This window comes from Terrimonas ferruginea DSM 30193 (assembly GCF_000425585.1).
In the GTDB taxonomy this organism is placed as follows: Bacteria; Bacteroidota; Bacteroidia; order Chitinophagales; family Chitinophagaceae; genus Terrimonas; species Terrimonas ferruginea.
The window spans coordinates 106,948-119,965 of record NZ_AUDS01000008.1; the positions used below are offsets into that span (position 1 = coordinate 106,948).

Here is a 13,018-nt window from a genome sequence, read left to right on the forward strand (position 1 = left end):
TTACCGTGAAGTATCAGCATCGTAATTATTTGTTTTATTTATAAATTCTATGATCATGAAAAAAGTATTTTTTGCATGCGCCATAGCTGTATCAGCTATCGCATTTGCTACCACAAACAGTGGTGCCATCAAGAGTGAAAAGTTCAATCAAACATACCAGGATACGGTTCCTAAAGACACAACCGTTCCCGATACTACTAAGACTCCGCCAAGCGTATTCTTTCAGCAGTAACGGAAGCCTGGTAAGGTTTACCCTAAGCAAAGTGTAAAGCCGCTCCCATGGAGCGGCTTTATTAATATGTAAATGTGGAAATGTGCCCGCCTGCGGCGGGGCCATGCGTAAATGAGGTGTGGTTCATCCCGACACATCCTTCTCCTTCAGATATATTTCTTGTTCTATTACCTTCCTATTTTTCAATAACAACTCATATAGTCTGATCGCATCATCATCTTTAACATCTTCTAATTTCTTTCTTAGGTGAAATTGTTCATTATACAATTTCGTGCTGCCGTCTTTCAGTTTTTCACCGAGATTTCCTGGGATTAATAATGAAGCCCGGACTCCGAGTTTGGCTTTGTATTCATCGAGATAAATATTCATACCAGCCCAATCAAAATCACCGAAATGTATGTATGGATTTTGATGACGGCTGATCCACGTAACCAGGTCTCCGGAATAGGGATAGCGACAAACAAACAATGCTTCTTTAATATTCAGTTCGTCCGGCAGTCGCCGGGGGTAACGAAATACTTCTCCGTTCTCCACTCCGACAATCTTAATGCCTGAAGGGATTTCGAAGCCTGTCCAGTCGTATATATGAATGAACGTCCCTTCCTGCGGAGGCAGCACAAGCAATCGTCCATTTAGTTTCGCTTCTATTGGCTTAATTGAATTGACCAGAAATCCTTCGAACGTTCTCTTGCGTGTGAGTTTTGAATTGGTTGCCACGGCCACGGCATCAGCGCGTAATGGTCCGGGTTGCTCCAGCTCGTCGACGTACTTGTCAAGATCCGGAATGCCCTTTTTATTCCGCAGATAATTGATAACGGCGTCTTTGTTGTGCGCGTAAAGAGCCTTTCTTGTCCTTCCGACCTGCACAATAGTTACCACCTGCTCTTCCATCAATTCACGAAAAATAGCCTGCGACAATTCCGATAACGGAACCGGTTTATCGGAAGATAACAGGTCCCTTAATTTCCTCGCTGCTGCTAAAGTCATTTCCACATTTTCACATTTACATATTTACACATTCTGTCATGCTTCCTGCAAAGCAATATGCGTGATGATCCGCTTGATGCGCGTGTTACGCTTCGCGTCTTTTTCCAGCTTGTAAATATGACGGTAGTTCAACGCATTCGTTTCTGTAGGCGAACCATTGATCAGCAGGATATTCCTGTCGTTGGCAAACTGCAGGATGCCCTTGATGTTATTCGGGTGAAGTTTGCCGATTTCATCCATCATACAATGTAACCGGAACTCGCGGAAGCGTTTGCTGGCGCCTTCTTTGAACACGTTCAGCAACATGATGTTGATCATGGCTTTTACCAGTACGTCCGTTCCTTCCGATCCTACATTCGACAGCTTTTCCACCCAGCCGGTATCGTTCTGGTTTTCTTCAATACGGAATTTCAATTCAAATGAATCAGACAATGATACCGTGTCTTTTCTGTACTCGCTGATGGCCTTGCTTAACTGACGAAGCAATTCAACGGCTTTCTTGTTTTTGCTTACCTGATCTACTGAAGAAAACAGGTTGAGGCCGCCGATATCAAATGCATTTTCATCATTGTATTTTTTGATCTGCAACAACAACTGCACTACCTTATTCGCACTATCGTCGATACGCAGTTCGATTTTCCGGATGGCGCCCACAAAGTTTTTGTTATCGAAGTCTTTGTTAATGTTGGTGATCACCTTCTGGATATCGCCGGTCTTCGACATCAGGTCGCCGGTTTCTTTTCCTACCAGCCTGATCACATTCGCAAAGCGTTCATTGACCCGCTTTTCAAATTCTTCGATCTTACTGTTATTCACAAATTCGTTGAGGTCCTCCGCGAATTGCTGATAACTGTGTTTATCCGTAAGGCTTTCCGGGAAGGCAAAGATGTTGGCTGCTGAAAAGTTACCCAGGAATTTGTTCGCCGCTTCCTTCAGGTCATCGAGACGTTTGATCGCTGTATAATAACAGCGGTTCATATCGTCGATGAGCGTTTTTGTAGACTTATCGTTTTTATAGATTTCTTTTTCTTCGGTATAAGCAGCCGGCAGACTCAGGTAAGCTTCGGTTTGCTGGAAACGGACGAATGCACGGGCATCGTCTTCAGCCTGCCGGAGCTGATCCTGCAGTTGTTGCTGACGCAGATCCGTTTCATTCATCTCCGCATAGATTTTTTCTTTCTGCACCTTATACTTCTCCTGCTCGAGTTCATATTGCTTTTCGAGTTGTCCCTTTTGTGTTTTGTAACTGTCGGACTTATCGATAAGCTCTTTTTTATCTTTTTTATACTCGGCCACCAGGTCGCGGCGGTCGTCGATAAATTTCAGTTCTTCTTTTATCTGACGAATTCTTTCCGTGATTGCATCCAGCCGGCTGGTGTCGGCGCCTTTGCCGGCGAGCTCTTCCTGTTGCCGGTTTTGTAACTCCTGGCGTTGTTGCTGAAGGTTGTTCCGGAAGACCTTGATTTCTTCGTTCAGTTGCTGTGTTTGCTGTGTAAGCAAATGATCGACTGCCGCTACTTTTTTAGTGTGTTCGCGTTCGCGTGCTTTCAATTGACGAACGAGCTCTTCTTCCGTGTTTTGCAAGGCCTGTTGAGCCTGCACCAATCCTTCACTTGCAGCGCCTATGGCCGCATCCGCCTGTGCCAGTGCCTCACGGCGGGCTTCCAGGGCCTTTACTTCCCAATCTTTTTGCTGCAGTCTCGCCTGCGTCAATTGAATGGTATCCTGCTCCTGCTTGTATTGTTTTTCCAATAATCCGTCTTTCGTATCTTTCAGCAACGGCTGATATTTCTTGCGCAGTTTCTCCAGTTGCTGGTTCTGCTGTGCTTGCAGTCCCTGCAATTGTTTCTGTTCATCCTCCATCAATTGTTGCAGTTGTTTGATGTCGGATTTATAAGCAGCAAGCGTTTTTACCTGTACCGGCAGGTCGGACAAGCTGAGTTTTATACCGAAAAGGTTGTCGCCCGTTTTGGCCACCTCTGGTTGCAATTCGGTATCGAACAATACGTCTTCGTGAAGAAGGCGGCCGATAGTATCTTCCCAGCCTGCCTTGTTTTTGTTGAGCCAGCCGTACAGCGATTGCTCGCTGCTTTCGAGTTTGGCATTGATTGCATCAATTTGTTTCTGACGCGCCGCAATGGCATCCTGTAATTTTTCCTGCTGACGTTCTGTTGCCTGGCGAACGGATGTTTCATCCAGCTCCCATTGTTTTTGTAATGTTTCTGCCTTGTTCTTCAGGTGTTCCAGTTCATGCGTGTTCTGCTGAATAGCAAGCTCGTAGGCGGCCACCGTGCCCCGTGCTTCATCCTGTTCTGCTTCAAAGAAGCGCTGGTGTGTGATCGTGGCTTTCCGGAGTTTTTCCTGTTGGAGATTGGCCTGCTGCTGTTCTACCGATTGACGGCCGGTTTCGATCGCCTGGTCGTGCTGCTGTCTTGTGTCAGCAATGATTTTTTCCAGCCAAACGCGCGCTGTTTCTTTTTCATTTGCCGCTTGTTCGCGCAGCGCTATTTGTTCTTCTTTTTTATCCTGCTCAAATGCACGCTCCGATTGTTCGATGGATTGCAAAAGGCTTTCAAATTTCTGGGTTACTTCGGAGAATTGCGTGGTTAGCAGGCTTCTTTCCTTGTCGAGGCGCGCTTGTTCGGTGTCAAGATCGCGGCGTTTCGCCACGCGTTCCATTATCTGGTCTATTTGCTGACGGCTGTAATAGTCCGCTTTCTCTTTTGCTTTTTTGATATCACTTTCCAGTACGCTTACCTCGCCTTTGATCTTGTCAGCTTTGTTGTGGAAGCGTTGCTCCGCTCCTTCTGCTTTGTCGCGCAGGGCGGCTTTTTCTGCTTCCCCTTTTTCGCGTTTATCCACCAGTTTGGGAATGCTGCGTTGGATCTGTGCCGCAGTCCACGCAAGCTGTAAGGCAAAAGAATTCTTTTCGCTTTCCAGGTGACGGATAGCGAGGTGATTTTTTACTACGTTCTCCGCCTGCCGCTGGATCGCGGGTTGTTTATACAGGTGAATGTCATTCAGTTGCTGCTCGAAGCTCTTGAGGTGATGCATGTAACTCTGCAGATCGATCGTGATGTCTTCTTCGTTGAGCGACATGATCATCGTCTGTTTGATGAACTCTGCTTCCAGCTTGCTGTTGAGGAATACGTTCTGAATGGTACGCGGAATATTCTGGTACTGCTTGCTCTGCAGCAAGGCATATTTTACAAATTCCTTTTTCCCTACTTCATTGTTCCCGTAAAGAATATCGCGGTATTCTTCGTAACGGTCGATCTTGCGGGTATGATCAATGCCGCGTGCGTCGAGAATATGGCGGTTGTCTTCCCATTTTTCAAATGCCCGTCCGTCTTCGGCCACAAAAATATCGCGGTCATAGGCGCCGTCGAAGAAACGGAAACATACTTTGCCCTGGCTCTTGAAGGCGACGATACAGAATGGTCCGCCTTCGCGCATTACTTCATAGATCAGGAATGAATTCTGAAAAGGGAAATAATATTCGGCAAAACTTTTCTTCTCACGGGAGATGCCGAGTTTGAGGGTGTCTGCATTATAGAAAAACAGCACGGCGCGGAGCAACGTGCTCTTTCCGACGCCTTGTGTACCGATCAGGTGAACGTTGCCGTCGACCATTACCTCTGCGTAACGGATGGTGGCACTGTTGATGAATACGATCTTATTCAGGTATCTCATGTACGATCTCCTCTTGTATTTGGATACTGACGATTAGTTGTTTGATGTAATTGAACGAGGTGAGCACTTTGTATTGCATGGTGATCTCGTTCTCCAGTTCTGCATAACCCGGCGCTACCAGTTGCTTTTCCACGAGCGTGCTGATGCGGTCGGAATAACTTCCGTCGCCGGTGAGCCTTTTCATGATCTCCAGTTTGTCTTTCAGGCTGGCATCGATTTTTACCTGTACCATGATATCGGAAGGGGTAAAACGAAAGCCCGGGGCAAAACCGTTATTGAAAGCCGTGAAGAAATCCACTACGTCGATCCAGCGGTAGGCCTGTTCGATTTTGTTTTCCAGCGTTGCACGCGCTTCGGTGCGCGAGAAATAAAAATATTCATCGCCTTTCTCCAATACAAAACCAATGGCCATGAAATAATGATACAGGTCGTCGAAATTTTCTTCAATGACCGTATACAGCTTGCGGCTGCTGTCTTCCACACTGTTGCTGCAGATAAACTTTCCCTTGCTGAGCCATTCAAAAATATCGGCAGTATGACGGTTGGGTATGTTCATGATGCGTTTTTGATAAAAAATAAAAATTACCGGGGCAGTACGACTGCGTACTCAACAGTACCATCGTCCTGGTAAGCTTCCTTGATCACAAAATCCTGTTCGTACATCGATACCATCTGGCAGAAGATGGTGATCTTTTCTTCATAGCTTACTTCCCGCGGATAATTGTATTGCATGATATAGTTATAGAGATGGCGTCCCGATGCGGTGAATCCGTTGCGGATCTCTTCGAGGTCGATGTAAATTTCCTCTTCCGTTTGGGGCAGCAGGTCGTCGCTGGCAATGCTTTCTGCCACGGCCATGGAAGGGCGTTTGGCTTGTTTTAGTTTGTCCGCCACCTTGCGCACCGACTGGTTGCCCTCATCGGTGTGCAGCAGATCGAGTGAAAGTTTGAGCGGATAAGCAGGTCTTGATTCAAAGACCACATCGTTTTTCTGCTGCATCAGTTCGGCCAGGTTGGTCTTGGCTTTGAGTTCGAACTGATCTTTCAGGTACTTCACCTGTTTGATTTTTTCCTGTACGCGGCTATGATATTTAACCTGGTTCAGGTATTCGATCACCTGCTTCTGCGTTTCGATAAGGTTGTGGCGGCTTTCGGTCAACTGGCCGCGCAGCAATCCGACTACCTGTTTCAGTTCTTCGTCCATCGCCGTGGTGAAGAAGGTGAGTTCTTCATCGGTGATGAGGTGATCGGTTTGTTCGATGAGGTTATAAACGGCACGTCGTTTTTCATCGAGCGATTCCAGTTTGGCGATCTTAATGCCGTAATTCGGTTCTGTTTTGAAGGTGTTCTCGATATTCCGGTTAAGATCGATCACATTGCGCAGTGTGATACGCCCGATCTTGCGGAGCGCTCCTTTGACCTGTTTGAGATAGGAATAGCGGCGGTGTTCGTTATTTTCCTGCAGGTAATAAACGATGTGTTGTTTAACCTGCTGAATATTTTCGTTAATATAAGAGGTATTGATCTCTTCGTTGACCTCGAGTACCTGTTCAAAAAATTGTTGAAACTGATCGTCGATTTCCACGTAGGGACCGTTGCGCCGCAGCAATTGTTTATTGATGAGTATCTCCAGCTTGTCCTCGCCCATGATCTCGGCGGCGTCATCATATTTGAAAGCAAAAGACTTTCGCTTCTCAAACATTTCCACCAGCAGATCCCGCGCCCAGTAAAGGGTGTTCACCAGTTCTTTAAGCGAAAGAAGGTACGACATTGGTTCGTCGGCAATTGTTTTAAAAAGATGGATGCAGCCTGCAATAGCAGGGGAGCGAAAATAAGGGTTTTAGGGCTGAATCCGGCGGTGGTTTTTCCCCGAAAAAGAAAGCATTAATTTGTTGTATATCAGATGTTTAAACCCTATTAAAGTGAATTTTTTGCAGGAAAAACTGCAAAACTGACAAGGAAAAGGACGGATTTTCAGTTTTGTGGCCACTGGTACAGCTTTCGCTGTTTTCTGGTTGATTGTAAAAAAATAAAAACAAGGAGGTTGTTATGACCACAAATCTGGTAAAAAGAAACAATGGCGGTCCCTCTTTCAGCAATGTAATGGACCAGGTTTTCCGGAACAGTCTTAACCGCTTTTTTGACGATGAACCCTGGGGTCTGGAAAAGACTCCGTTGAGAACTGCTCCGGTGAACATCCGTGAAACGGATCAATCTTATGAACTGGAACTGATTGCACCCGGATGCCGGAAGGAAGATTTTAAAATCAATCTTCAGGGAAATCAATTGATGATTTCATTTGAACATTCAACAGAGAAAAAAGAAAAAGACAAACAAGGCAATTGGGTGCGCCAGGAGTACCAGCATCAATCGTTTAGCCGGAGCTTTACGCTGGATGATTCGGTGGATGCGGAAAAAATCGTGGCGCGTTACGAGGATGGTATTCTCCATCTCAACCTGCCGAAGACCGAACGTGCTGCCCGCACCAACCGGACTATCGAGATAAATTAAGTGGGATTTTTAGTGTTAAAAAGCAAAAGCTGTCTGCCTCGGTGCGGGCAGCTTTTCATTTTTTTAAAAGGTAGTACTACGCAGTCAAATCAGGTAGTGCCACGCTTGACCCCGGCTTTATAGTGGCGCATATTGCAGAAAAAAGAATGAAAAGGAACTGGCCGGTGGAAGTTGCGGCGTCGCTGCTGATCCTGTTGTTTGCTTACACTGGCATCAGCAAAGCAGCGGGTGTTCCGCAATTGATCATTACGTTGCGGCAATCGTTTGGTCCGCTGTTGTATGACGCGATTTGGGCTTATGTGCTGATTGGCACTGAACTACTGGCGGTGCTGTTGTTGCTGATCCCTTATCTGCGGCCGGCCGGCTTTTTACTCTCTTCATTTTTGATGACCCTCTTTCTCTTGTATACGGTTTACGGTTGGATGCATCCGCGTGACATGCCTTGCAGTTGTGGCGGCGTGATCGGCGGCATGAGCTGGCCGGTGCATACAGTGTTCAACGGTGTGTTTTGGCTGATCGCTTTATACGGATCGGTGAAGAGTATTAAAACGAGACTCAACTATTTATTGCAATAAACAGGTTTTGAAAAGTCTGTTCCTGTAAAAAACGGACGCATCTGACAACTTTTAAATTTTTCCTGTATGAAAAAGTATGTATTTGGTCTTGGCAGTTTGCTGCTGGCCGCTGTATTGTTTGCATTTACGCCTTCGCCTAAAGTGGAAAAGGCTTCGCTCGATCAGGGTTATTTCACGCGCTTGAGTGGTGACGGTACGCAGCCGGAGCACTACGAATATGTAGGCAACGTGCAGCCTTCAGACGGCTGTGTGACAGGCACAGTAATCTGTACGATCAAGGCAGATATTGATGAAATGGGATCTTCCGACCCTGCCCTGTGGCTTCCCGATTTTTCTTCCGGCAACCCGGTAGACAACGAGTCAGAATTTGATCTGATTACCAAACGCGCTAACTGACGGCGCAAAAAAGGGGCTGTTGTGAGCAGCCCCTTTGTTTTCTGTGTACGGAGTTAAAAACTAATCGGCAATTAACGTGGATTTTGCGGCATCCCGGTCATGTCGATAACGCGGCGGGGAATTGGTATGGCGTAACGCAGATCGTTGGGCAACAACTCGAGCAGTTCATTTCCGATCTTTCGTCTTACAATGATATTTGCTCCCCGTTTGTTCCATCTTTTGAGATCGAAAAAACGCAGACCGCGAAACGTCAGCTCCTTTCTTCGCTCTGTACGGATTATGGCGATAGCATCCTCTTTAGAATTGGCCGTCAATGGAACAAATGTGCCCGTTCTCCATCTTTTTTCAAGCAGCAGGTTTAACGTTGCCATACCATCGGTATAAAACCCCTGTTCCGTCAACGCTTCTGCTTTGATCAGGTAGGCTTCTGGTGAACTAATCCCGGAAAAAAAATATCCCCCTGCATATGACCCGGTGTGTGCCTGACCGTCTGTGACCGTATTAAAGAATAACTTTCGCCGCAGATCATCGGTGGAATAAGAACGGTACAATAACGTGTCGACCCTTACCCTGTTAGGAAACATGAACGGGGATGACCCGCCAACGGCATGAAAGATTACATCCTCGTTAAACATCGGGAATGCCGCTCCCGGATTGAGGCTGACATTGTTATAGTTCAACAGTGTCGGATACAACCGGGTGCATGAATCAGCGTAATCACCTGCCTTCTTAAAGTCGTTAATGGTAAGGTAAATACGCGCCAACAATGCGAACGCGGCGGGCTTGCAGGGTCTTGTTTTATAAACCGGCTCAACCGGCAATCCACGCAATGCTTCCGTGGCATCGAACAAAATCTGATCGTAACACTCTTTCACACTGCTGCGAACAGAGAGAATATTGAAGTCTGATTTTAACCTTAAACAAACACCCATGTCCGTATGGTAAGTGGACGGATCATAAGCCGGGGCAAAAGTGTTTATCAAAAGATTATAAGCATATGCACGGAAAAAATGTGCAGTGGAATAAACGCGGTCCCATTGAAGGGCGTTGCGATCTGTCCGGTCGATCTCACTTATTTTTTCCAGCACTATATTGGTGTAATTTATAACGAGGTAAGCCTGCGACCAGGTAGACTGGACCTGATCGAAAAAATATTCAGGACCCCATGTATAATTGTTATAACTCCCTTGGTCAAGGGTGGCTAATGTTGCCGGCGGAACATATACATCGTCAGAACTACCGTCGGCATGGTCAGCCATCATGAAGCTCATGGCATTGCCATGATCCATCATCTTTTCAATATCATCGAGCGTAGATGGTATCACCATGGCCGCATCCTGCCTCTCATCCAGGAATTTTTTACAGGAAAGCAGTAAGCAACTACTGCAAAAGATCAGCAATATTTTTTTCATGCTATAATTTTTTGTTGGTTAAAATCCGGCACGCAGGCCGATTGAATAGGTTTTGATGGGTTGCAGATCCTGGTACTCCGGATCGAGGCCTTTGCTATTGGCGCGCCAGATGATACCAAGATTGGAAGCCAATCCGTACACACTGATATTTTTAATACCGGCTCTCGCAAGTAAGTTGCCGGGCAGTTGATAGTTCAGGCTGATAAACTGTAGCCGTACATGCCCCGCTTTTTCCACTAATGCTTCCGAGTTACTGTAAAACGCGTCAAAATTTGCAGGCACGGGGTACACAAATGCCGGCACATCGGTGTGCAGTTCGTCGCCGGGTTGCCGCCAGCGGTCAGCAAAATCACTGTGTAATCTGTTTCGGGCGCTATACGCCTGACTGTAGTCAACAGACCTCCGCATAAAATAATGACCAAACTTATAAAGCAGGTTCACCGTGGCAGAAACACCTTTCCAACTGAATGTATTTTCCAGGTTACCGAAATAAGCCGGTGTGCTTCGCCCTTTCGTTACCAGGTCGTTTTGTGTAATGCCATTACCCGTTAACTGTGAATAAGCACTGCTCACCTGCCCGTTCAGATATCCGCGTGGTGCACCTGTGGCAGGATCGAGCCCGGCCCATTTGTAAACAATAATGCCGTACACCGGCGCGCCTTCCCGCGCTGTAATCGCCGATCCGGTTTTTACATAGGAGGAGCCGGTAAAGCTCACATTGTAAAAACTGGTAATCTCGTCTGTATTATAATTGAACAACACGCGTGTTTCCCAACGGAAAGCTTTATCGATGTTGCGGGTAAGCAAACTAAGCTCCACGCCTCTTCCTTTCATGGCCGCCACATTCCGCAAAACGGTATTACCAGCGCCCGCTGTGGGATCTACAGGTGTCGTAGCGATCAGGTCTGTCGCCTTTTTCCAATACCATTCCAGCGAGCCGCTGATGCGGTTACCTGAAGTGGCAAAATCAACGGCCACGTTGCGCATCCGTACTTTTTCCCATCTTAATTCAGGGTTAGCATATTGCGTAACTACGGATATGGGCAAAGGCGTGAATTGTGAAGTGGTTCCGTAGCGAATAATCGTTACCGCAGATCTCACAGGATCTACATTACCACTGAATCCATGTGAAGCGCGGAAACGCAAAACCGGCAACCATTCTACGCGATAAAATTTTTCCGTTGCGGCATTCCAGGCCACGCCGGCCGACCACAAAGGGTTCCAACGGTTATTGGTATTTACGCCGAGTACATTCGATGCATCACGCCGCGCACTCACTGTAGCGGTGTAACGCGACAAATAAGTATAAGCCGCATTTCCGTAATAAGAAACAAAACGGTTATCCTTCCGGCTCCTGGAATCGATGTTGGAGATGCGCGTTTGAGATCCGCTGACATAGGTAGGGATTGTGTTTACCACATCCACCGGTGTACTTACCTCGTGTTCCTTATCGTAGCCGTATAACCGGTAATTCTTTGAGGTGGTTACGGTTTTTCTTACATCCGATCCGGCAATGGCGCTGATCTCATGATCATGCCATTTTTTTTGCAAAGACATCTGAAGGCGGCCATTCAGCGCCTGCATCATGTCATCGCTGTTATCCAGTATGCCGCCTAATGGAATATTGTATTTCACGGCGCCGGTAGCCCGGTTAAGCTGTGAATAGGTATTTATGCGATCCCGGGTATAATAGCTCTCCTGGGCATAATACCTCGTGCCATATTTTACCTGGTCTTCATGCTGGAAGCTGGCATTCAACGTAAGAAATGAGGACAGTTTGTACCGCAGATCTGCGGTTGTACGCCAGTGTCTGTATTGTGTTCTGTTCTGCGTGTGTTTGTAATCGTCCAGCGGATAATAATTCCAGTTCAGCAGCTTTCCCATGCCGGTCGTGTCTTTGTACGATTGACGATAATCCTTGTAGATAGGCAATGCGTTTCCATTATCATCCATCAGTTTCGCATACGGATATAGCATTACTCCGTTGAATGTGATTTCGCTCCATTCAGGCCGGTTATAAGTCATGGTGCCGTTGTTCAGGGAAATGGAAACATCGGCTTCCAGTTTTTTCGACAGTTTTATCGAAGCTGCCGACCGCAGGGATAATCGTTCATATACCGCATCGGCGCTGCTCCGGTTGTTATCATAACCCGCAGAAAAATTCCAGGACATCTGTCTGCTGCCGCCACTTATTCCCAGTGCATATTGCTGGTTCAATGAGTTTTGATACAGGTATTTCTCCATGTCAGATCTGTAATCGAGCTGGCGGAGCGAGTCGAGAAGGTAATTGGTTTGTGCCGCAGACAATTCCCCTCTTCGCTGACGGAAGAGAATTTCATAGGCCGGTGTAAATACGGGTTTGAAATTGGACAGGGTATCTGAAAAGCGGTGGTTCCGCGCAAACAGCAACTGTTCCATTTCTATATAGTCAGCCGAGCCCGCGTAACGCAGTTGATAAAGATCCGGTTTTCCGCCAAACGTATAACTGTTGTTGAAGGAAACCTGTAGTGGTTTATCGAAGCGTCCTTTTTTGGTGGTAACCACTACCACACCATTGCCGGCACGTGCACCCCATATCGAAGCGGCGGCCGCATCTTTCAAGATGGTAATGCTTTCAATTTCATTGGGGTTGATGTTGGATAAATCTCCTTCATAGGGAAAATTATCCAGGATCACCAGCAGGTTTTTCGGACCGTTAAAGGAACTAACCCCGCGCAGCGTGATGCCGGGCCTGCTTACTGCTTTATCGAACAACAACGATGACTGACCTTCGAGGCGATCGAGCAATGAAGAGGCCACCTGCCTGTTCAATATGGTGCTGTCTATTACTTCAAAGGAGCCGGTGATACGTTCGCGTGGCAGGCGCTGATAGCCGGTGCTGATCACGTTTACTTCCTGCAGGTCAGTGGAAGCAACCAGCAAAATTTCGTTGCCGGAGGATTGAAGCGCTGTAACGGGCATATCGAGCGGTTGGTAACCCGCAGCGCTGATACGTAGCGTATCCGGTGTGGTGGTGATCAGCAGGGAGAAAGAACCCTGTGCATCGGCCACCGTGTGTGTACGGCTCCGGATGGCGGTAATGGTTGCGTGGGCCACCGGCGTTCGTTCGCCGGAGCGGCGTATGTGGCCGCTGTAGCTACCCGGGTCCTGCGCCGAAAGCGCGGATGCCGTGAGCAGCATGATCAGTAAAATGAATGTTCGCATAAGTATAGG

The 13,018-nt window shown here is 47.1% G+C and carries 10 protein-coding genes; 4 read left to right on the forward strand and 6 right to left on the reverse strand.

The window, feature by feature from the left end:
- The first annotated feature begins 55 nt into the window (after positions 1–55).
- Positions 56–232 (forward strand): hypothetical protein, encoded by a 177-nt coding sequence (locus tag H608_RS0100440; protein WP_155989995.1) that lies wholly within the window; start codon positions 56–58, stop codon positions 230–232.
- Between the two features lie 123 nt (positions 233–355).
- Here the strand turns inward: H608_RS0100440 and H608_RS0100445 are convergent, their stop codons facing one another.
- From H608_RS0100445 to H608_RS0100460, 4 genes are read right to left on the reverse strand one after another with little or no spacing between them, the layout of a single operon-like run.
- Positions 356–1,219 (reverse strand): DUF7281 domain-containing protein, encoded by an 864-nt coding sequence (locus tag H608_RS0100445; RefSeq protein ID WP_425425952.1) that lies wholly within the window; start codon positions 1,217–1,219, stop codon positions 356–358.
- A 36-nt stretch (positions 1,220–1,255) separates the two neighbouring features.
- The gene (locus tag H608_RS0100450) at positions 1,256–4,912 is read right to left on the reverse strand and encodes an ATP-binding protein (protein ID WP_028785945.1); all 3,657 of its coding nucleotides are present in this window, start codon (positions 4,910–4,912) and stop codon (positions 1,256–1,258) included.
- Positions 4,896–5,468 (reverse strand): condensin complex protein MksE, encoded by a 573-nt coding sequence (locus H608_RS0100455; RefSeq protein ID WP_028785946.1) that lies wholly within the window; start codon positions 5,466–5,468, stop codon positions 4,896–4,898. Before H608_RS0100455 ends, H608_RS0100450 begins: the two co-directional genes overlap by 17 nt.
- Positions 5,469–5,494: 26 nt before the next feature.
- Entirely contained in the window at positions 5,495–6,682 is a 1,188-nt protein-coding gene (locus H608_RS0100460; protein ID WP_028785947.1) for a hypothetical protein, read from the reverse strand.
- A 278-nt stretch (positions 6,683–6,960) separates the two neighbouring features.
- Here H608_RS0100460 and H608_RS0100465 point away from each other — a divergent pair, with 278 nt between their 5' ends.
- The 3 genes from H608_RS0100465 to H608_RS0100475 all read left to right on the forward strand — a co-directional run bounded on the left by H608_RS0100465 (position 6,961) and on the right by H608_RS0100475 (position 8,393).
- On the forward strand, positions 6,961–7,422 hold the full coding sequence (locus tag H608_RS0100465; RefSeq protein ID WP_028785948.1) for an Hsp20/alpha crystallin family protein: 462 nt from the start codon (positions 6,961–6,963) through the stop codon (positions 7,420–7,422).
- A gap of 146 nt (positions 7,423–7,568) precedes the next feature.
- Positions 7,569–7,997, forward strand: a complete 429-nt coding sequence (locus H608_RS23270; protein ID WP_051267874.1) for a MauE/DoxX family redox-associated membrane protein — start codon at positions 7,569–7,571, stop codon at positions 7,995–7,997.
- 66 nt (positions 7,998–8,063) lie between these two features.
- Positions 8,064–8,393 (forward strand): hypothetical protein, encoded by a 330-nt coding sequence (locus H608_RS0100475; protein ID WP_028785949.1) that lies wholly within the window; start codon positions 8,064–8,066, stop codon positions 8,391–8,393.
- Positions 8,394–8,464: 71 nt separating this feature from the next.
- Here H608_RS0100475 and H608_RS0100480 read toward each other — a convergent pair whose 3' ends face one another.
- Both H608_RS0100480 and H608_RS0100485 read right to left on the reverse strand, forming a co-directional pair.
- A complete protein-coding gene (locus H608_RS0100480) occupies positions 8,465–9,805 on the reverse strand; it encodes a RagB/SusD family nutrient uptake outer membrane protein (RefSeq protein WP_028785950.1) in 1,341 nt (446 codons plus the stop codon).
- Between the two features lie 18 nt (positions 9,806–9,823).
- The gene (locus H608_RS0100485; RefSeq protein WP_028785951.1) at positions 9,824–13,009 is read right to left on the reverse strand and encodes a SusC/RagA family TonB-linked outer membrane protein; all 3,186 of its coding nucleotides are present in this window, start codon (positions 13,007–13,009) and stop codon (positions 9,824–9,826) included.
- Between the last annotated feature and the right edge of the window lie 9 nt (positions 13,010–13,018).